This window comes from Mesorhizobium sp. M0040 (genome assembly GCF_040323505.1).
Taxonomy (GTDB): domain Bacteria; phylum Pseudomonadota; class Alphaproteobacteria; order Rhizobiales; family Rhizobiaceae; genus Mesorhizobium.
The window spans coordinates 1-18,790 of record NZ_JAMYVA010000075.1; the positions used below are offsets into that span (position 1 = coordinate 1).

Consider the following 18,790-nt stretch of genomic DNA (forward strand, 5'->3'; position numbering starts at 1 on the left):
GACGTGCTGCGGGATCTGAACGCAGTCTGCGACACCATCATCGCTTACGTCCGCGATGACAGTTTGCAGCCTTGGCGGTAATCGCGCGCTCTTCCCTTCTCCCCCTGTGGGAGAAGGTGGCTCGGCGCGGAGCGCCGAGACGGTTGAGGGGTGTTGGACGGAGCGCCGCCGGTGCCAAGCTGGAGCACCCCTCATCCGACCGAGCTTCGCTCGGCCCCCTTCTCCCACAAGGGGAGAAGGGAGGGCGCGACCTCAGCTCCTCAGCTACACCCGCTCGTGGCCCCGCAAGTATCGCACTTCTCGCAAGTCCCGTTCCGCACCATCGTGAAGTTATGGCATTCCGAGCATTCGTTGCCGGTGTAGCCCTGCATCAGCGATTGCTGGCGCCGGTTGGCGGCGAGCGCTTTGGCTTCGGCTGCTTCTTTCGCGGCCTCGTCGGTGAACAGCTCCGTCGGGTCGGAGGCTTCCGCGTAGACGATGTCCTCGACCAGTTCCCTGGCGCGCTCCTCGTAGTCGCGCTTGTAGGCGACGGCTTCGTCGCTTGCCGGTTTTAGCGTCAGCACGTTGGAGCCGGAGAAAGCGGTCGGGGCGGTACGGGCTGGAGTTCCGGAACCGGAACCCGCAAAGCCTTTCGGCTCGGCGCCCATGCCCGACACCAGCTTGACCGGCGAGGCGCCGCGGGTCAGGCCCTTGGAGAAGGGCGTCGCCTTGCCTTCATTGATGCCGCGTCCGAGTGCCGTCTTGTCGAAATCCGACTGGTCGACATGGGCGAGATCGTGGCGGCCGAGATAGGAGACAGCCAGTTCGCGGAACACGTAGTCGAGGATCGACGTGGCGTTCTTGATGGCGTCGTTGCCCTGCACCATGCCGGCCGGCTCGAACTTGGTGAAGGTGAAGGCCTCGACATATTCGTCGAGCGGCACGCCATATTGCAGGCCGAGCGAGATGGCGATAGCGAAGTTGTTCATCATCGCCCGGAAGGCCGCACCTTCCTTGTGCATGTCGATGAAGATCTCGCCGATACGACCGTCATCAAACTCGCCGGTGCGCAGATAGACCTTGTGGCCGCCGACGACCGCCTTCTGGGTATAGCCCTTGCGGCGGTTCGGCAGCTTCTCGCGGTCGCGGTAGAGACGCTCGACGACGCGCTCGACGATCTTCTCGGTCACCTGCACGGCGCGCTGTGCGGCCGGCGCCGCGATCAGCTGCTCGATGGCTTCGTCCTCGTCGTCTTCGACGTCGGCAAGCAACGAGGCGTTGAGCGGCTGCGACAGCTTCGAGCCGTCGCGATAGAGCGCGTTGGCCTTCAGCGCCAGCTTCCACGACAGCATGTAGGCGCCCTTGGCGTCTTCCACCGTCGCGTCGTTCGGCATGTTGATGGTCTTGGAGATGGCGCCGGAGATGAAGGGCTGCGCCGCCGCCATCATCATGATGTGGCTGTTGATCGACAGCGAACGCTTGCCGATCTTGCCGCACGGGCTGGCGCAGTCGAACACCGGCAGGTGTTCGGCCTTCAGGAACGGCGCGCCTTCCAGCGTCATCGCCCCGCAGACATGGATGTTGGCGGCCTCGATGTCCTTCTTCGAAAAGCCCAGCGCCGGCAGCATCTCGAACGAGAAATCATTGAGCTGCTCGTCGGTGAAGCCGAACGTCTCCTTCACCCAGTCGGCGCCCAGCGTCCACTGGTTGAAGACGAATTTGATGTCGAAGGCCGACTTCAATGCCGCATTGAGCGCGGCGATCTTTTCGTCGGTAAAGCCTTTTGCCTTGAGCGAGCCAGGATTGATGCCCGGCGCCTGGTTGAGATTGCCGTGGCCAACGGCATAGGCCTCGATCTCGGCGATCTGGCTCTCGGAATAGCCGAGCGTGCGCAGCGCTTCGGGCACCGCGCGGTTGATGATCTTGAAATAGCCGCCGCCGGCGAGCTTCTTGAATTTTACCAGCGCGAAGTCGGGCTCGATGCCGGTGGTGTCGCAATCCATCACCAGGCCGATCGTGCCGGTCGGCGCGATCACCGTTGCCTGCGCATTGCGGTAGCCATGCTCCTCGCCGAGCTCGATGGCGCGGTCCCAGGCGGCCTTGGCATGGTCGGCAAGCTCCTGCTGCCTGAGATCGGAGGCGACCAGCGGCACCGGGTTGACGGCTAGCTTCTCGTAGCCGTCCCTTTCGCCATAGGCCGCGCGGCGGTGGTTGCGCATGACGCGCAGCATGTTCTGCGCGTTGCGGTCGTAGTCGGGGAAGGCGCCGAGCTCGGCGGCCATTTCGGCCGAAGTGGCATAGGCCGTGCCGGTCATGATCGCGGTGAGGGCGGCGCAGATGGCGCGGCCCTCGTCGGAATCATAGGGAATGCCCGAGGTCATCAGCAGGCCGCCGATATTGGCATAGCCGAGGCCGAGCGTGCGGTACTCGTAGGAAAGCTTGGCGATCTCCTTCGACGGGAACTGCGCCATCATGACGGAGATTTCCAGCACCATGGTCCACAGCCGAACCGTGTGCTCGTAGGCTGATATGTCGATGGTGCCGTCGGCATTGCGGTAGGGCAGAAGGTTGATCGAGGCCAGATTGCAGGCGGTGTCGTCGAGGAACATGTATTCCGAGCACGGGTTGGACGCCCGGATGGCGCCGGCCGAGGCGCAGGTGTGCCAGTCGTTCATCGTCGTGTTGAAATGCAGGCCCGGATCGGCCGACGCCCAAGCGGCATAGCCGATCTTTTCCCAGAGATCGCGCGCCTTCAGCGTCTTCAGCACCTTGCCGTCCTTGCGGGCGGTGAGATGCCAGTCGCCGTCCTGCTCGACCGCGCGCAGGAAATCGTCCTTCAGCGACACCGAATTGTTGGAATTCTGGCCGGAAACGGTGAGATAGGCGTCCGAATCCCAGTCGGTGTCGTAGGTCTTGAACGACATCGAGGTGTAGCCCTGCTTGGCGAACTGGATGACGCGGTAGATGTAGTTCTCCGGCACCGCGTCCTTCTTGGCCGCCTTGATCTCGCGCTTCAGCGCGGTGTTGACCGCCGGGTCGAAGCAATCGTCGCCATTGCCTTCGCAGTTGATGCAGGCCTTCATGATCGCTTCGAGATGCTTCTTGACGATCTTCGAGCCGGTGACCAGCGAGGCGACCTTCTGCTCCTCATTGACCTTCCAGTCGATGAATTCCTCGATATCGGGATGATCGGCGTCGACGATGACCATTTTCGCGGCGCGGCGTGTCGTGCCGCCCGACTTGATGGCGCCCGCGGCGCGGTCGCCGATCTTGAGGAAGCTCATCAGCCCCGACGAACGACCGCCGCCCGACAGCTTTTCGCCTTCGCCGCGCAGGAACGAGAAGTTGGAGCCGGTGCCGGAGCCGTATTTGAACAGGCGCGCCTCACGCACCCACAGGTCCATGATGCCGCCCTCGTTGACGAGGTCGTCCTGCACGCCCTGGATGAAGCAGGCATGCGGCTGCGGATGCTCGTAGGAAGACTTCGACTTGGTCAGCTTGCCGGTGAACGGGTCGACATAGAAATGGCCCTGGCTCGGACCGTCGATGCCATAGGCCCAGTGCAGGCCGGTGTTGAACCATTGCGGCGAGTTCGGCGCGACGCGCTGGGTGGCCAGCATATAGGCGAGCTCGTCGCGGAAGGCGCTCGCGTCTTCCTCCGACTTGAAGTAGCCGCCCTTCCAGCCCCAATAGGTCCAGGTACCGGCAAGCCGGTCGAAGACCTGGCGGGCGTCGGTCTCGGAACCGTAGCGCTCGGCTTCCGGCAGCTTGGCCAGTTCAGCCTCGTCGGCGACGGAGCGCCACAGGAAGGAGGGGACTTGCGTCTCTTCGACCTTCTTCAGCCGTGCCGGGACGCCCGCCTTGCGGAAATATTTCTGCGCCAGGATATCGGCGGCAACCTGGGAGAACTGCGCCGGCACGTCGATGTTGTCCAGGCGGAACACCACCGATCCATCCGGATTCTTGATCTCGGAAAGCGCCTTGCGGAATTCGATCTCCGCGTAAGCTGATTGCCCTGGCTTGGTGAAACGACGCTCGATGCGCATTGGTCCGGTCCCTTTTGTCTACATATAGCGCTTTTCCCAGAGGATTTCTGCCCTCTTGACGAAACGCGCATGTCCGCCGTCTGCCGGCGTTCGAAACCCGCCGGCTCTCATCATCACAGTCTCCGCCGCCCTGCCGGTCGAACCTCTTGCGAGGCCGCTGTCCAACGCGCTCACGGACCCTGTGGGTCCCTCAAAGCTGAAAACTTTTTGTAACGCCCTCGGTCGAGGGAACTTCACATTATCTAGCGTCGAACCTACCTGCAAACACTAAATATAGTATTAACAGACAATTTATTCAAGTCCGACAATCCTCCCCTCTCGCCCCCCAAGGCTTCAAAATCCCACGCATTCGCCGGCCTCGTAAACAGGCGGGAACGCGGATCAAAACGCACATATTCCGGGAAAAAGACCGGCCTCGAAACTTTTCCGGTCGCACTCTCAACAAGAGCGCATGGCCTATAAAAGGCGACTCGTTTTGCGACGTCAAGGATTCGTTTGCGTAGCTTTTATGACCCCCACATCTTGTGTGTCACACATGTGGATAACGGGGATAGAAGCGGAGCGCAAGGAAGGGTCGGCTTTGGGTGGAGGCGCTTCGGCAACGACGTTCACAGCACCTGAGCGATAGGCTATGCGCGACTGAGACTCAGGAGAACCGATGCGGATCCGCGCAGAAATGGGCGATGATCTGGCTGAGGTCGGGTTCGTTGACCATGCGCACAGCCTCGGCGGCGCTGACCCACTTGCGGGTGCGTGCCCGCTTTTCCTTCCACCGGTCGGCGACCTTGTCGACCTGCAGTGGGAAGACCAGCACCTCGCACGGCACTTCCTCGCCGGAATCCAGCAGCTTGGCATAGAAATAGCGGCCGGCCTCGTGATGCGAGATCGTGCCGCGCAGCCCGGCCTCCTCGCCGGCTTCGCGCGCCGCCGCCTCGCAAAGCGGCTCCTTTGCTTCCGGCCAGCCCTTGGGAAGCACCCAGCGGCCGGTATCGCGGCTGGTGATCAGCATGATTTCGACGCCGTCGCCGCCATCGCGCCAGGGCAGGGCTGCAACCTGAAGGCGGGACGGCACCGCGCCGAAGAGTCGCCGGACCCTTTCGGCCTTATGGTTGTGCGTCGTTGGCCTCGTCAACATCGGAGAAGCTTGCCCCAGCTTCCAGAATCATTTGCCGTCTCACGAATCTTACGGCTAATTATAAGCAATGAAAGTAAAAAATGTTTCACGGATCGGCCAGATTCCGTCAATCTGCGCCGATCTCAGCCTAATGGCGCGACTGCAGCAGCGTCGCGCCACGCCTTTATCGGTGTGCGGAGGTCCCCTGGGCGGACTCGGTGCATCAAGCGGCGTTGCGCGAATCAGCCGGCGTGGTCATCGGCGATCGGCTTCTGGTAGGTGAAGCCCATGTCCCAGGGAAAATAGATCCAGGTGTCCTGGCTGACCTCGGTAACGAAAGTGTCGACCATCGGCCTGCCTTTCGGCTTGGCATAGACGGTGGCGAAATGCGCCTTGGGCATCATCGCGCGCACTATGCCCGCCGTCTTGCCGGTGTCGGTGAGGTCGTCGATGATCAGCACTCCGGCCCCGTCATCGGCGAGCAGCGCCGGCGTGACCTCCTTCAGCACCTGCAATTGCCCCTGGCTGGTATAATCGTGGTAGGAGGCGACGCAGACCGTCTCGATGATGCGGATGCCAAGCTCGCGCGAAATGATGGCGGCCGGAACCAGGCCGCCGCGCGTGATGCAGACGATCGCCTTCCATTGCCCCTTGTTGGCGCCGGCAAGCCGCCAGGCGAGCGCGCGCGCATCGCGGTGGAACTGGTCCCAGGAGACCGGGAAGGCTTTTTCGGGCAGGGACATCTTTCGCGCACTCCGTAAAGCGCGCATCGCGCGCAGACACCTATGGAATGCGCGCGGAATTAACTGGAAAGGCTTGGCTTTGGCAAGGGCGCGGCAAAGCTATTGTCCTGCCAGCTATCCCTGTGAACCTACCGCGACAGGAAAGCCGCCACCGGGGCGGTGCGCAGCACCGTTCGCGTCACCCCGCCGAACAGCAGCTGGCGCAGCCAGGAATGGCTGTAGGCGCCGAGCACGAGCAGGTCCGCACCCGACTCGGCGACCCTGGTCTGGATGATGTCGTCAACGGAAGCGCCGCCGGACCTCAGCACCGAGACGCTGACGGTCGCGCCATGCCTGGACAGCGAGGCGGCGATCTCGGCGCCGGCTGTTTCCGGCGCCTCGTCGAGCGTATCGGGCGGGTCGATGACGACGATGTCCGTCTTTTCGGCCTCGATGATGAAGGGCAGGGCATCGAAGGCCGCGCGCGCGGCTTCCTTGCTGCCGTTCCAGGCGAGCAGCACATGCTTGAAGCTGGTGACCAGCGGACCCGAATGCGGCACCACCAGCACCGGCCGGCCGGCATCGTAGACCAGGGTGTCGACGTCGGCGCTCGGGTCGCTGCCCGATTCGCGCTGCGCGGCGATGATCAGGTCCGCGGTGCGAACGGTCGAGATGCCGGTCAGCGCACTGTCGCCGGAAAAACTCTCGAGACTGCGCCACTCGAACGACAGGCCGGAATTCTCGATGCGCTTGTGAAAGGCGGCCTGCAACTTCTCGGCGCGCTCCCGGTTCATATCGGCGGAAACCTGCAGGAACTCGGTGTCCGGAAAGCCGGTGGCAGAGGTGTAGGGCACCGGCAGCGCCTCGGCATGGATGCCGATCAGATGGCTCTGGAATCGGCTGGCCAGCGGGATCGCGCAGTCGAGGACGCGCTCGGCATCCTGTTCATTCTGCAATATGGCGACGATGGTCTTGAAGCGCATGGCAGTCCCTCACTTCTTACGGCGATCCCACTCGTGACAAACGTCACTGCGCGATGCTGGTTCCGTCAGGCCGGCCGATCAGCCCACTCGGCTTGCGTTGATCAAGCCCGCCACCATAGCCTCTACGTCGGCGCGTGCGGAGTCCAGTGCCTGCTGGCTGCGGGCGCGCACCACCAGTTCCGTCCAGAACTTGCCGTCGCCATATTTCGGGTAGGAGCCGATGATCGTGTCCGGATGCGCCTTCTGGATGTCGCCCAGCGGCCCGCCGATCAGGCCTTCGCCGAACGGGCATTCCACGGTTGCTGACAGCATTTTGGTGCCGGCCCGCAATGTCGGCACGACATTGTCGAGCATCGCCTGGAAAATCGCCGGCACGCCGGCCATGACATGGACGTTGCCAATGCGAAAGCCCGGCGCAACCGACACTGGATTATCGATGTGGTCTGCCCCGCGCGGCATCCGCGCCATGCGCTTGCGTGCTTCGGTGTATTCGATGCCGCGGGCGGCGTAGCTTGCCTCCAGCAGGGCGTAGGCCTTGGCGTCGTATTCGCATGGCACGCCAAAGGCCTTGGCAACCGAATCGGCGGTGATGTCGTCATGCGTTGGGCCGATGCCGCCGGTGGTGAAGACATAAGTATAGCGGGTGCGCAGCGCATTCACCGCAGCGACGATCTCGTCTTCCTCGTCCGCAACGATGCGCACTTCCTTCAGGTCGATGCCGATCGCCGTCATGATGTCGGCGAGGTGGCCGATGTTCTTGTCCTTGGTGCGGCCGGACAGAATCTCGTCGCCGATGACGAGCATGGCGGCGGTGACGATTTCGGTCATGACTGGCTCCGGCAAACGGGTCGCCTGAGATAGCGCGGCAAACGGCCGGCGGCAATGCCGCCAAATGACGGATCTACCTGTGCCACCTCCCTTGCAGTGCACCCGTCGGCGGGTGATGCTGCGTGCCGGTTTGGAGCCCTGAGCAAGACATGCCGGCATCGATTCTGCTATGGCTACCCGGCGCGCTGTTTCTGCTGGCGCTCGTCATGGCAGCCTATCCGATGCTGGCGACGCTGCGGATCGCGGCGAAGGCCGAAAGGCTGGTGCCGGCCAGTGGCAAATTCATCGAGATCGACGGCAACCGCATCCATTATGTCGAGACGGGCGAGGGGCGGCCGATCGTCTTCCTGCACGGCCTCGGCGCGCAGCTTCATCAATTCGGCCACACGCTGTTCGGACGGTTCGGCCCGAACTATCGGCTGATCGCGCTCGACCGTCCGGGCTCCGGCTATTCGGTGCGGGCCAGGGGCGCCAGCGGACGGCTGCCCGAGCAGGCCGAGATCGTGCGGCATTTTATCGACGCGCTTGGGCTGGAAAAGCCTCTGGTCGTCGGTCATTCGCTGGGTGGCGCCATCGCGCTGACGCTGGCTATCGAGCATCCAGAGGCGATTTCCGGCATCGCCTTGCTGGCACCGCTGACCCATCTGGAGCCGGACGCGCGCGAGAAGTTCGGCCCGCTGTACATTAAGTCGCCGCTGCGGCGCCGGATCATGGCTCATACGGTGGCGATCCCGGCGGCTCTCAAATATGCCGAAGCGACGCTTGCCTTCATTTTCGCGCCGCAGACGGCGCCGGCCGACTATATGGTCGAGGGCGGCGGCTGGTGCGGGCTCAGGCCAAGCCATTTCTATGCAACGTCGACCGATGTCGTGGCCATTGAGCACGACCTTGGCCGCATCGAGCAACGCTATCGCGAGATCACCATGCCGGCCGGCATTCTGTTTGGTGCTTCCGATCTCGTGCTGGGCATCGATATTCAAGGCTGGCCGGTGATGGAAAAGATCAGGGGGCTGCATTTCGAGCCGGTCGAGGGGCTTGGTCACATGCCGCAATTCGTCGAGCCGGAACGGGTCGTCGCTTTCATCGAACGCATTGCCGACCGCGCATTTGCTCCGAAGTCCGACACAAGCAGCTGACACCCTCCCGGAACGCGGTCTCGGCCGGCAGGGTGCCCGCCCCGGGCATCCCGGCCGCCGGGAATACCTCCGAACCTAATCAGGATATCGGCTATTCCTTCACGGCTCCGGTCATCGAGGAAACATAGTGCTCGACAAAGAACGAATAGAGCACCACCACCGGCAGCGAGCCGATCAGCGCTCCCGCCATCAGCGCCCCCCATTCGTAGACGTCCGAGCGCACCAGCTCGGTGAGCACGCCGACCGGCACAGTCTTGTTTTCGGACGACTGGATGAAGGTCAAGGCGTAGATGAACTCGTTCCATGACAGCGTGAATGCGAAGATGCCGGCGGAAATCAGGCCCGGCACCGACAGCGGCAGCACGATCTTGGTGAGGATCTGCCAACGGCTCGCCCCGTCGATCAGCGCGCATTCTTCCAGCTCGAACGGGATCGAGCGGAAGTAACCCATCAGCAGCCATGTGCAGAACGGGATCAGGAAGGTTGGATATGTAAGGATGAGCGCGAAGGGCGTGTCGTAAAGTCCAAGGTTGAACACCATCACAGACAGCGGAATGAACAGGATCGAGGGCGGCACGAGATAGGCGAGGAACACCGCGAGGCCGACCTGCCGCGCCCCGGAGAACCTCAAGCGTTCAATCGCATAGGCAGCGAACACCGCAGCCAGCAGCGACAGGAACGTGGCGGCGGTCGAGATGATGATCGTGTTGAGCAGCCAGCCCGGATAAGACGTCTCGAAGAGCAGGTAGCGGATATGCTCGAGCGTCGGATGCACCACCCAGAACGGATTGAAATTGGCGTAGTCGGTCATCTCGAGGTTGGGCTTAACCGCCGTGATCGTCATCCAGTAGAACGGAAACAACAGCACGATGACGAAGATCAGCAACGGCAGGTAGACCGTCACCACGCGGCGCGGCAAACTCTGCAGGTAGCCCATGCCGCCTTCGTCGAGTTCCGGGCGTTTGCTCGTTTCGATCGCGGTCATGTCAATCTCCGCCGCCCTGCTGCCATTTGCGACGCTGCAGGCCAAAATAGCTGAACAGGATCGCCGCCAGCAGGAACGGGATCATAGCAACTGCGATCGCGGCGCCTTCGCCAAGCTGGCCTCCGGAAATGCCGCGCTGGAACGACAGCGTCGCCATCAGATGCGTGGCGTTCACCGGCCCGCCGCGCGTCAGCACATAGATCAGCTGGAAATCGGTGAAGGTGAACAGCACCGAAAACGTCATGGTGATGGCGATGATCGGCGTCAGCAGCGGCAGCGTCACATAGCGGAACAATTGCCACCGGCTGGCGCCGTCGAGCGTGGCGGCCTCGTAGAGCGACTGCGGAATCGTCTGCAGGCCGGCAAGCAGCGTGATCGCCACGAAAGGAATGCCGCGCCAGACATTGGCGGCGATGACCGAAGCCCGCGCATTCTCGGGATCGCCGAGGAAGTTGATGCGATGGTCGATCAGGCCCATTTCCATAAGCGCCCAGGACAGGATCGAGAATTGCGAATCGTAGATCCACCAGAAGGCGATCGCCGACAGCACCGTCGGCACCACCCAGGGCAGCAGGACGATCGCGCGGAAGAACGACTTGAACGGCAGGTTCTGGTTGAGGATAAGCGCCAGCCACAGGCCGAGCACAAACTTCAGGACCGAGGCGCTGATCGTGTAGAGCAAGGTGTTGAAGACGGAGAGCCAGAAGACGGCGTCATCCCACAGATATTCATAGTTCTCGAAGCCGATGAAGATGCCGGGGCGGCCGATGCGGGCATCGGTGAAGCCGAGCCAGACGCCGAGCCCGAGCGGATAGGTCAGGAAGACCAGCAGCAGTGCCGCCGCCGGCAGCATGAAGCCGAAGCCAAGCGCGTTATGACTTTCGGACACGAACGTCAGAATGCGCGACAGCGCCGACCGGCGTGGCTGAGCGGCAGCGGAGGTCACGGCCATGGGTCGGCTCCTCTAAGGTCTCATTGAACGGCCGGGCGGCCATGCGCGATTCGAAGCCGGGCAGCATGGCTGCCCGGCTGAACCCGGCTCAAACGCGATAGTAGCGGTTTGCGCGCTTCTCGGCTTCTTCCATCGCTTCTTGCGGCGTCGCCTGGCCGGTCACCGCCTTGGCGAACATGTCGACCAGCACATAATCGGCCATGGTCGCTGCCGAGGCGTAGCCGAGCGGGCCGGCATAGCCGTTGGGCCGCAGCGTCGCCGAGGCCTTGGCGTAGGCGGCATTGTTCGGATCGGCCGTCCACACCGGGTTGTTGTCGAAGGCGTTGAGCGTCTGGCAGCAATAACCTGCCGACGACGTGATCCACTGCGACATTTGCGGATCCTCGAACATGAACTGCAGGTAGGCCTTGGCGGCGTTGGGGTAGGGCGTGTAGTCGAAGATCACGGCCGTGGTCACCTGGAACAGCTCGACGGATTTTCCGACCGGTCCAATCGGCAGGTTGGTGGTGCGGATGTCCTTGGCTATCAGAGTGAGCTTCGGATCCTTGTCCTTGTTGATCTTGGCGGTGTTGTAGGCGGAAATGCCGTTGGCGATGACGCTCAATTGCCCGGCCAGGAAGGCGCGGTTGTTGTTGACGTCGAGCCAGCTTTCGGTACCGGGAATGAAGGTCTTGTAGAGCTCCTGCGCGTATTCGATCGCCTTGAGCGTCTCGGGGCTGTTGATCGTCACCTTGCCGCTCTCGTCGACCATCTGACCGCCATGGCTCCACAGCAGCCAGTGAGCGTAGTTGTTGCCGTCGCCGACGCCGTGGCCATGCGTGAAGCCGGCAGGGTGCCCCTTCGCCTGCAATGCCTTGCAAAGCTCGAGCAAGCCTGCCGTGTCCTTCGGAAATTCGGAGAAGCCGGCCTCTTTCACCCAGCTTTCGCGATAGACGATGGCATTGCCGATGGTCGCCAGCGGCAGGCCGAGGAATTTGCCTTGCCGTGTCGCATATTGGTGCGGTCCATCGTGCCAGCCGCCATATTTCGAGCCGAGATATTCGCCCAGTTCCGTCACGTCGTGCAGCTTGTCGGGATATTGGTGCGGGTCGTCGAACCAGACGAACATCAGGTCCGGGCCGGAGCCGACATTGGCGGCGACCGCCGCCTTGGGGCGGATGTCCTCCCAGCTTTCCTTGTCGACGCGGACCTCGACACCGGTCGCTTCGGTAAAGCGCTTGGTGTTGGCCAGCCATTGATCCTCGTCGCCCTGCACGAAGGGCGACCAGCGCAGCAGCCTGAGCTTGGCGCCGTCCTCGGGCTTGTATTTCAACCCCTCCTGGGCAAAGGCGGGAGAGCCGATGAACCGGCTTCCCAAGGCTCCCGCCGCCGCACCGGCGGTGGTGCGGATCACGTCACGTCTGGTGAATTTCATGCTCGCTTCCTCCTGCTTATTGTCCTTGCCGTCCTACTGCCCGATGGGTGTTTCGAACCGCTGTCCGGTTTTGCCGTGAAAGAGATGGATGAGGCCAGGCTCGGCCGTAAGCCGGATGGTTTCGCCCGGCGTGAAGGAATGGCGTTCCCGGAAATTGGCGACGATCTCCTCGCCACCCGCCGTGCGGCCGATGAGCTGCACTTCGGACCCTGTCGGCTCGACCACCGCGACGGTGACCGGGATGCCCTGATGGTCGGACAGCCGTAAATGCTCGGGCCGTATCCCCAGCACGACCGGCTCACCATTGCCGATGGAAAGTGCAGAGGCCAACGGGACCGAAATCCCTCCGGCGCCGCGAAATGACGGCGAGCCGTCGCTTACGATCTCGCCCCTGAGCATGTTCATGGCGGGCGAGCCGATGAAGCTGGCGACAAAAAGATTGTTCGGCCGGTCGTACAGCTCGAGCGGCGGCCCGATCTGCTCGACGATGCCGTCATGCATGACGACGATCTTGTCGGCCATGGTCATCGCCTCGATCTGGTCGTGGGTGACGTAGACCGTCGTCGTCTTCAGGCGCTGGTGCAGTTCCTTGATCTCGGCGCGCATCTGCACCCGGAGCTTGGCATCGAGATTGGACAGCGGCTCGTCGAACAGGAAGACCTGCGGATCGCGCACGATCGCCCGGCCCATGGCAACGCGCTGGCGCTGCCCGCCGGAAAGCTGGCGCGGATAGCGGTCGAGCAGCGGCACCAGTCCCAGGATTTCGGCCGCGCGCCGCACGCCGGCATCGCTCTCCGTCTTGGGAACGCCCTTGAGCATCAGCGAGAACGCCATGTTCTCGGCGACCGTCATATGCGGGTAGAGCGCATAGTTCTGGAAGACCATGGCGACGTCGCGCTCCTTTGGCGCAACGTTATTGACGACACGTTTGCCGATCGCGATCTGGCCGCGCGAGATCTTTTCCAGGCCGGCGATCATCCTGAGAAGGGTCGACTTTCCGCAACCCGAAGGACCGACCAGCGTGACGAACTCGCCGTCGTCTATATCGACGCTGACCCCGTGCAGGACCTCGACGGTCCCAAATGATTTGTAGACATCGCCGATCGCGACAGACGCCATCGATCTCCTCCCGATTGATTCCCGCAACGACTTCGAAGGAAACCGCTTTCCTGCCTGGACCGCGACAGCGCCCAGGCTCCTCCCCGGTCACGCGCGATGTGAGACGGTAGCGCTACCAAACCGGCCTGTAAAGCAGCCCGGCATCACCTGGATATCGACACACCCTAATCCGAAACCTCCGTCTGCGGCCGGTCGCGGCCATCTGCGAGCTCGTCGTGCCATTTGCCGTCGGCGTCCTCGTACTGGATGCCGTCGGTATTGCCGGCGACCTGCTGTTCGGCCGAAGCGATCTCGGCGGCGCGCAACGCGTCCTGATGGGTGGGGAACGTTTCGGAGAATGTCGAGCCGACCTTGTAGGCCCAGCCTCCGTCATGCTCGACGATCTTGTAGGTCAGTTTCGCCATGAAACCCTCCGGTTGAAAGCCCGTTGCCTCAATGCAGCCTATCGTCGGCCAGTCTGTCGTCTGGCAGCCTGTCGTCTGTGACTAGCACGTCCGATTCCCTGGCGGCTTCGATCAGTGCCCGGCGCGCATCCGCCGTCGAACGATAACCTTCCAGCACTTTTAGGCAAGTGTCGAGGGCATCACGATGACGCGGCCCGCGATTGAGTGGCCAGACCGTCATCAGGCACTCCGCCGCCTCCTGGGCGCTGCGGATCTGCCGATATTTGCCGACATGGCCGAGTTCGACCACGACCGGCTTTTCAAATGGCTTGCTGTCCATCATCGCCGCCAACGCGGAGCGGCCGATTTGGTTGCAACTGCTATTTTAGCTCAGGCGAAAATAGCTCAATAGCCGCAGTCGTTGCGCAGCCAGCGTGCATTCGCCCAGCCGGTGCGGCCGCCGAAATCGACCTTGTACCAGCTTCCGCGGCGGTCGAAGATCTCGGTTTGGTCGCCGTTGAATAATTGCCCGATCATGCGCGACGACGAGTTCGGTCGGGCTCGAACGGCGAGAAAGCCGCTTCCCGTCGCCAGATTGTAGTGCCTGGAAAGGCCGTGCACCGTGCCTTCGCAATATTGCGCCCCGGCCGGCGTCGGTGCGGCGAACGACAGCCCGGCCAACACCGCGGCAGCAGCCGCAATGGAATTCCCCCTGAACGGCATGTCTCTGCTCCCCAACCCGCCGCGCCCAGCCGCGGCCCCGGCCACCCTACACCGGCAGAGGATCAAAGCGAAGCTGTGATGCCTCGCCCAGTGAGGTGAGAACCCGCCGTCAGGTCGCCACCTTCATCCAGTGCTGCATCGTCGTCACCGAGCGGGCAAGCTGCGGCGCCGGGTGGATTTTTTCGCCGAAGGTGGCCGCGGCGCGCCAGCCCCAGCGCGGATCGGCAAGGAAGGCGCGCGCCAGCGCCACCATGTCGGCGCGGCCGTCGGCAACGATCGCCTCCGCCTGTTTCGGATCGTCGATCAGGCCGACGGCCCGCGTCGGGACGCCGACGGCCTTGCGCACCGCTTCAGCCAGATGCACCTGGTAGCCCGGGCCGGTCGGCAGCTTCTGCAACGGCGAGTTGCCGCCGCTCGAGCAGCAGAGATAGGCGACGCCGACCTCCTTCAGCGCTTTTGCCACTTCGATCGCATCCTCGACGTCGAAGCCGCCATCGACCCATTCCTTGATCGACAGACGCGCCCCCAGCATCAGCCTGGGCACGGCCTTCTTCACCGCCTTGGCAATCTCGACGACGAAACGCATGCGGTTTTCCAGCGAGCCGCCCCAGCGGTCGGTACGCCGGTTGGAAAGCGGCGACAGGAACTGGAAGATCAGATAGCCATGCGCGGCATGCAGCTCGATGAAGTCGAAGCCGGCACGCTCGGCCCGCCGCGCCGCTTCGGCGAAGCGTTCGATGATTTGCAGGATCTCGTCGTCCTCCAGCGCCCGCGGCACCTGCCAGCCGGTGTCGTAGGCGATCGCCGAGGCCGATACGATCGGCCACGGGTCCTGATCGGCTTTCAGCGGGCCGCCGCCTTCCCAGGGTTTCCGGTTGGAGGCCTTGCGGCCGGCATGGGCAAGCTGCGTGCCGAATTTCGTATCCGGCGCGGCGACACGCTTGGCTGCATCCAGCGTGCGTCGCGCCGCCGCCTCATTGTCCTCGGAATAGAGGCCGAGGCAGCCATGCGAGATGCGGCCGCGCCGTTCGACATCGGTCATCTCGACGGTGACCATGCCGGCGCCCGACATCGCCAGGTTCATCCAGTGATAGAGGTGCCAATCGCTGGCCGAGCCGTCCTCGGCCGAATACTGGCACATCGGCGCGACCGCGATGCGGTTAGGAAAGGTCAGGCCGTCAAGGGTGATCGGCTGGAAAAGCGATGAGGTCATAAAAAACTCCGGAAAGGGTTGCCGCTATTTATGCAGCCGATTGTGCCAGCGCCAGACACGAGACGGTGAACCGGCCTCTGGACCAATTGGTGACCCGATTGCGCGAACCGCCGTTCGCGGCTACGCCTTGCCGCGGCAGCAGGGAGTCCACCATGGAAGATCGCATTCGCATCCGCTCCGAGGAAGTCCTTTCCGACGAATGGGCGGTTCTGAAAAAGACCGTCTTCGACTACCGCCGGCGCGACGGCAAATGGGAAACGCACACCCGCCAGACCTACGATCGCGGCGACGGCGCGGTGATCCTGCCTTTCGATCCCGACCGCTCGACGGTGCTTCTGGTGCGGCAGTTCCGCTACCCGGCCTACGTCACCGGCCACAAGGAGCCGCTGATCGAGGCCTGCGCCGGCCTGCTCGACGAAGACGATCCCGAAACCTGCATCCGCAAGGAGGCCGAAGAGGAGCTCGGCTACCGGCTGAAGGACGTGCAGCGGCTGTTTTCGCCCTATATGAGCCCCGGCAGCGTCACTGAGCGGCTCTGGTTCTTCGTCGCCCGCTACTCGCCCGCCGACCGCATTTCTGACGGCGGCGGCGCCCACGACGAAGGCGAGGACATCGAGGTTTTGGAAATGCCGCTCGACGAAGCACTGGCCGGCATGCACGATGGTCGGATCATCGACGCCAAGACGATTATTTTGATCCAGCACCTGAAGCTGAACCCGATCGGGAGGTGAGCCATGCCGGAAGCTGGACACTGCGAGGAAGCTCCCGGCCGGAACCCCTTCCACTAGGCCGCCTTGCGGGGCTGGGACAAGGCGACGCTGGTTGCGGCTGGAGGCCTGGGGGCTGAACAGACTTCTTTGCCCGCGCGATCGGCGAGGCTCCACTGGGGCAGAGGTCTTATCGCCCGATCGTTACGCCCGTTAGCCTTTGTCCTTGAGGTCCGCTTCATAGTCCTGCCCGCCGTAATAGACGCCGAGGACGGCGATGGTGTCGGCTTCGGCCGTGAAGGCAATGCTGACGCGGCGGCGGTAGCCTAGAACGCGGAGGCCGGGACGAATATCGTCGCGGCGCGTTCCGCGCTCGGGAAACGGCTCGAACGCGTGGCAATAGGCCACGATGCCGCCAACGAACGATTCCGCACGGGCTGTGGAGGAATATTCCTCTATGTAGCGATACAGCGCATCCAACTGGTGCTCCGCTTGCGCGGAAAATACAACCCTGCGCGTCATTCCTTAGTGGCATCATCGCGTCGCGCGGCGGCGCGGTCGCGGATACGCAGCATGACCTGCTCGGCAGGGATGGCGCTGGACGGATTCGCCTTGTACTCGTCGTAGCTCTGGGCGACTTCCTCGCGCAGCCAGCGTTCAACGGCGGCGTCGCGGTCGAGCAGCGCGCGCACGCCCTCGCGCAGCACTTCGCTGACGGAGGCGTAGGCGCCGGATTCGACCTTGCGCGCGACGGCCTCGGCCATGTCGCGCGGGAGGGTGATACTTATCGGCTGGGTGGTTCGCATGGGCGGACTCCTTTTCCACCATATAGCAGCCGATGTGACAAAATCATATCGAAATTGCTGGCGATGATGCGTGTGACCGATACCGCCGCCCTTGCCTGAGTGCGCTTTGGAAGCTGGCAAACGAACATGCGGACACCGGATACGCATATCGCAGATCCCGCATCGGCTCGCCGGCTCCTGGTCGAGAAATGGCATGTGGCAGCCTGTATGCGGCGAGTTCATGCTCTTGCTTAGGCCGCAATGGCGGCGCCGATGTTGCTGGTGCGGACGACGGGAATCGAACCCGTACGATCAGAGATCGAGGGATTTTAAGTCCCTTGCGTCTACCAATTCCGCCACGTCCGCAGGCCAGCCCTTTTCAGCCGCCAGCCAAAGGCCGTCAAGCCGTCTTCTGCCGTCGACAAATCTGGCACTGGAAGCTAGCGAGGCCGATCACCTACAGTGATACAAACAAAATCGTTTCACCTGGAAATGTTTTTAGCGGCAGCTTCCGCGGCTACCGCGAATGCGCGTCCCCCGTTCGCAGGATGCGTTCGGGCGCTCTGCCCTGGTAGGCTCGAACTGGCAAGTGGATCGGCGCTCCGATACTCGACGCCGTCCTCTACAGACACTGGGAGATTGTCATGCTCAAGCTTGCCTCTGCCCTGGCACTGCTGCTTGTTGGGACGGCGCCTCTGTTTGCCGATGAGATGCCGATGAACGCCAAAGACATCAAATGGGGTCCTGCTCCTGCTGTCATTCCCGCTGGCGCGGAAATGGCTGTTGTCGCTGGAGATCCCTCAAAGGACGGCGCCTATGTGCTGCGGTTGAAGACACCCGCCGGCTACAAAATTGCCGCACATAATCATCCCACCACGGAATACGCAACGGTGCTTTCCGGCAACTTCCATATTGGAATGGGCGATAAGCTCGACGAGGCGAAAGGTGTCGAACTGACTGCTGGCGGCTTCGGCGTCGCGCCGGCGGGAATGAATCACTTCGCCTGGACGACAAGCGAAACGATTATCCAGGTTCATGGCGAGGGGCCATTCAAGATCACCTACGTCAACCCGGCGGACGATCCAAGCAAAAAGTGACAGTTCGGGATCGAATTGAGTGAACCGGCCGAAGGCTCGAACGATGGAGTGCGTCAAACTCCGCGACCGTCGATTCAGAAGGATCCTCTAACGAGACGAAAGCTGATTGGCCGCAACGGAATCGTATTCCGCCTGGGCCATTTGCCATGAATGGCGCAATAACAAAAAAACCCGCCTCGGGAGGACGGGTCGTTGGAGCCAATTGGCACCATACCCAAATTAGTAGCATAGCTGCCGGCACAAAGCAAGAACAAAGTTGCTGCGGCCGGCACAAAAGCATATTTGTCCTGCCTTCCCGGCCTTGGCGATTGGCGAAAGCCGTGGTGGCATCAATCTCCCTCCTTGAGGGGGAGATGGCCGGCAGGCCAGAGGGGGACGTCTCGCGTCGAGCGCCAGCCTGTTTTGTTCGCGGTAAAGGCCAGCCTGTTTTGTTCGCGGTAAAGGTTCGCGTCAGGACGTCCCGACCCCCTCTGTCGCCTTCGGCGACATCTCCCCCCTCGAGGCAGGGCTATCGCATATGAGTGATGGCATTGATGAGATAGTCGTCGTTCCAGGCGCATTTCTTGATGCGATGGCTGATGGGAACTTTGGCAGCATCGGCGGC

Annotated in this window: 18 protein-coding genes and 1 tRNA gene; 3 read left to right on the top strand and 16 right to left on the bottom strand. The window is 62.7% G+C overall.

Features of this window, described 5'->3' with window-relative positions; all coding sequences use genetic code 11:
- Nucleotides 1-260: 260 nt before the first annotated feature.
- From NKJ91_RS31325 to NKJ91_RS31345, 5 genes are all read right to left on the bottom strand, one after another.
- The gene (locus NKJ91_RS31325; protein WP_352458591.1) at nt 261-4,025 is read right to left on the bottom strand and encodes a vitamin B12-dependent ribonucleotide reductase; all 3,765 of its coding nucleotides are present in this window, start codon (nt 4,023-4,025) and stop codon (nt 261-263) included.
- Between the two features lie 646 nt (nt 4,026-4,671).
- On the bottom strand, nt 4,672-5,160 hold the full coding sequence (locus NKJ91_RS31330) for an NUDIX hydrolase (RefSeq protein ID WP_352458592.1): 489 nt from the start codon (nt 5,158-5,160) through the stop codon (nt 4,672-4,674).
- Nucleotides 5,161-5,381: 221 nt separating this feature from the next.
- Complete coding sequence (gene gpt / locus NKJ91_RS31335) at nt 5,382-5,882, bottom strand: xanthine phosphoribosyltransferase (protein WP_023674762.1); 501 nt, start codon at nt 5,880-5,882, stop codon at nt 5,382-5,384.
- 128 nt (nt 5,883-6,010) lie between these two features.
- A complete protein-coding gene (locus NKJ91_RS31340) occupies nt 6,011-6,844 on the bottom strand; it encodes a universal stress protein (RefSeq protein ID WP_352458593.1) in 834 nt (277 codons plus the stop codon).
- Nucleotides 6,845-6,922: 78 nt separating this feature from the next.
- Entirely contained in the window at nt 6,923-7,672 is a 750-nt protein-coding gene (locus NKJ91_RS31345; protein ID WP_352458594.1) for a competence/damage-inducible protein A, read from the bottom strand.
- Nucleotides 7,673-7,821: 149 nt separating this feature from the next.
- Between NKJ91_RS31345 and NKJ91_RS31350 the strand changes: the two genes are divergently transcribed.
- Complete coding sequence (locus tag NKJ91_RS31350) at nt 7,822-8,808, top strand: alpha/beta fold hydrolase (RefSeq protein ID WP_352458595.1); 987 nt, start codon at nt 7,822-7,824, stop codon at nt 8,806-8,808.
- A 91-nt stretch (nt 8,809-8,899) separates the two neighbouring features.
- On the opposite strand, the gene NKJ91_RS31355 is transcribed toward NKJ91_RS31350, so the two are convergent.
- From NKJ91_RS31355 to NKJ91_RS31390, 8 genes are all read right to left on the bottom strand, one after another.
- Nucleotides 8,900-9,793, bottom strand: coding sequence for a carbohydrate ABC transporter permease (locus NKJ91_RS31355; RefSeq protein ID WP_023674766.1), 894 nt, complete (start codon nt 9,791-9,793; stop codon nt 8,900-8,902).
- 1 nt (nt 9,794) lies between these two features.
- Complete coding sequence (locus tag NKJ91_RS31360) at nt 9,795-10,646, bottom strand: carbohydrate ABC transporter permease (RefSeq protein WP_502897019.1); 852 nt, start codon at nt 10,644-10,646, stop codon at nt 9,795-9,797.
- Between the two features lie 187 nt (nt 10,647-10,833).
- Nucleotides 10,834-12,159 (bottom strand): ABC transporter substrate-binding protein, encoded by a 1,326-nt coding sequence (locus NKJ91_RS31365; protein WP_352458597.1) that lies wholly within the window; start codon nt 12,157-12,159, stop codon nt 10,834-10,836.
- Nucleotides 12,160-12,192: 33 nt separating this feature from the next.
- Nucleotides 12,193-13,278, bottom strand: a complete 1,086-nt coding sequence (locus NKJ91_RS31370) for an ABC transporter ATP-binding protein (protein ID WP_352458598.1) — start codon at nt 13,276-13,278, stop codon at nt 12,193-12,195.
- Nucleotides 13,279-13,442: 164 nt separating this feature from the next.
- Nucleotides 13,443-13,682, bottom strand: coding sequence for a DUF2188 domain-containing protein (locus NKJ91_RS31375; RefSeq protein WP_023674770.1), 240 nt, complete (start codon nt 13,680-13,682; stop codon nt 13,443-13,445).
- A 28-nt stretch (nt 13,683-13,710) separates the two neighbouring features.
- Nucleotides 13,711-14,004: a DUF982 domain-containing protein gene (locus tag NKJ91_RS31380; protein WP_031211240.1), complete on the bottom strand. Its 294-nt coding sequence runs from the start codon at nt 14,002-14,004 to the stop codon at nt 13,711-13,713.
- Between the two features lie 62 nt (nt 14,005-14,066).
- Nucleotides 14,067-14,384, bottom strand: coding sequence for an SH3 domain-containing protein (locus tag NKJ91_RS31385; protein ID WP_352458599.1), 318 nt, complete (start codon nt 14,382-14,384; stop codon nt 14,067-14,069).
- 109 nt (nt 14,385-14,493) lie between these two features.
- A complete protein-coding gene (locus NKJ91_RS31390; protein ID WP_352458600.1) occupies nt 14,494-15,597 on the bottom strand; it encodes an NADH:flavin oxidoreductase/NADH oxidase in 1,104 nt (367 codons plus the stop codon).
- A 152-nt stretch (nt 15,598-15,749) separates the two neighbouring features.
- Here NKJ91_RS31390 and NKJ91_RS31395 point away from each other — a divergent pair, with 152 nt between their 5' ends.
- The gene (locus NKJ91_RS31395) at nt 15,750-16,328 is read left to right on the top strand and encodes an NUDIX domain-containing protein (RefSeq protein ID WP_352458601.1); all 579 of its coding nucleotides are present in this window, start codon (nt 15,750-15,752) and stop codon (nt 16,326-16,328) included.
- 189 nt (nt 16,329-16,517) lie between these two features.
- Here NKJ91_RS31395 and NKJ91_RS31400 read toward each other — a convergent pair whose 3' ends face one another.
- The 3 genes from NKJ91_RS31400 to NKJ91_RS31410 form a co-directional block, all read right to left on the bottom strand.
- Nucleotides 16,518-16,826: a type II toxin-antitoxin system RelE/ParE family toxin gene (locus NKJ91_RS31400; protein WP_352458602.1), complete on the bottom strand. Its 309-nt coding sequence runs from the start codon at nt 16,824-16,826 to the stop codon at nt 16,518-16,520.
- The gene (locus NKJ91_RS31405) at nt 16,823-17,110 is read right to left on the bottom strand and encodes a ribbon-helix-helix domain-containing protein (RefSeq protein ID WP_023674775.1); all 288 of its coding nucleotides are present in this window, start codon (nt 17,108-17,110) and stop codon (nt 16,823-16,825) included. The genes NKJ91_RS31400 and NKJ91_RS31405 overlap by 4 nt, the downstream gene beginning before the upstream one ends.
- Before the next feature lie 259 nt (nt 17,111-17,369).
- A tRNA-Leu gene (locus NKJ91_RS31410) sits at nt 17,370-17,455 on the bottom strand.
- 278 nt (nt 17,456-17,733) lie between these two features.
- Here NKJ91_RS31410 and NKJ91_RS31415 point away from each other — a divergent pair.
- Nucleotides 17,734-18,186 (top strand): cupin domain-containing protein, encoded by a 453-nt coding sequence (locus NKJ91_RS31415; protein WP_352458603.1) that lies wholly within the window; start codon nt 17,734-17,736, stop codon nt 18,184-18,186.
- Nucleotides 18,187-18,790 lie beyond the last annotated feature (604 nt).

Bases quoted from the DNA above. Each gene is read 5' to 3' on its own strand.
- NKJ91_RS31325 (WP_352458591.1), bottom strand. From the start codon at position 4,025: ATGCGCATCGAGCGTCGTTTCACCAAGCCAGGGCAATCAGCTTACGCG.
- NKJ91_RS31340 (WP_352458593.1), bottom strand. From the start codon at position 6,844: ATGCGCTTCAAGACCATCGTCGCCATATTGCAGAATGAACAGGATGCC.
- NKJ91_RS31380 (WP_031211240.1), bottom strand. From the start codon at position 14,004: ATGATGGACAGCAAGCCATTTGAAAAGCCGGTCGTGGTCGAACTCGGC.
- NKJ91_RS31370 (WP_352458598.1), bottom strand. From the start codon at position 13,278: ATGGCGTCTGTCGCGATCGGCGATGTCTACAAATCATTTGGGACCGTC.
- NKJ91_RS31350 (WP_352458595.1), top strand. From the start codon at position 7,822: ATGCCGGCATCGATTCTGCTATGGCTACCCGGCGCGCTGTTTCTGCTG.
- NKJ91_RS31360 (WP_502897019.1), bottom strand. From the start codon at position 10,646: ATGCTGCCGGCGGCGGCACTGCTGCTGGTCTTCCTGACCTATCCGCTC.
- NKJ91_RS31395 (WP_352458601.1), top strand. From the start codon at position 15,750: ATGGAAGATCGCATTCGCATCCGCTCCGAGGAAGTCCTTTCCGACGAA.
- NKJ91_RS31415 (WP_352458603.1), top strand. From the start codon at position 17,734: ATGCTCAAGCTTGCCTCTGCCCTGGCACTGCTGCTTGTTGGGACGGCG.
- NKJ91_RS31400 (WP_352458602.1), bottom strand. From the start codon at position 16,826: ATGACGCGCAGGGTTGTATTTTCCGCGCAAGCGGAGCACCAGTTGGAT.
- NKJ91_RS31390 (WP_352458600.1), bottom strand. From the start codon at position 15,597: ATGACCTCATCGCTTTTCCAGCCGATCACCCTTGACGGCCTGACCTTT.
- NKJ91_RS31345 (WP_352458594.1), bottom strand. From the start codon at position 7,672: ATGACCGAAATCGTCACCGCCGCCATGCTCGTCATCGGCGACGAGATT.
- NKJ91_RS31375 (WP_023674770.1), bottom strand. From the start codon at position 13,682: ATGGCGAAACTGACCTACAAGATCGTCGAGCATGACGGAGGCTGGGCC.
- NKJ91_RS31385 (WP_352458599.1), bottom strand. From the start codon at position 14,384: ATGCCGTTCAGGGGGAATTCCATTGCGGCTGCTGCCGCGGTGTTGGCC.
- gpt (WP_023674762.1), bottom strand. From the start codon at position 5,882: ATGTCCCTGCCCGAAAAAGCCTTCCCGGTCTCCTGGGACCAGTTCCAC.
- NKJ91_RS31355 (WP_023674766.1), bottom strand. From the start codon at position 9,793: ATGACCGCGATCGAAACGAGCAAACGCCCGGAACTCGACGAAGGCGGC.
- NKJ91_RS31405 (WP_023674775.1), bottom strand. From the start codon at position 17,110: ATGCGAACCACCCAGCCGATAAGTATCACCCTCCCGCGCGACATGGCC.
- NKJ91_RS31365 (WP_352458597.1), bottom strand. From the start codon at position 12,159: ATGAAATTCACCAGACGTGACGTGATCCGCACCACCGCCGGTGCGGCG.
- NKJ91_RS31330 (WP_352458592.1), bottom strand. From the start codon at position 5,160: ATGTTGACGAGGCCAACGACGCACAACCATAAGGCCGAAAGGGTCCGG.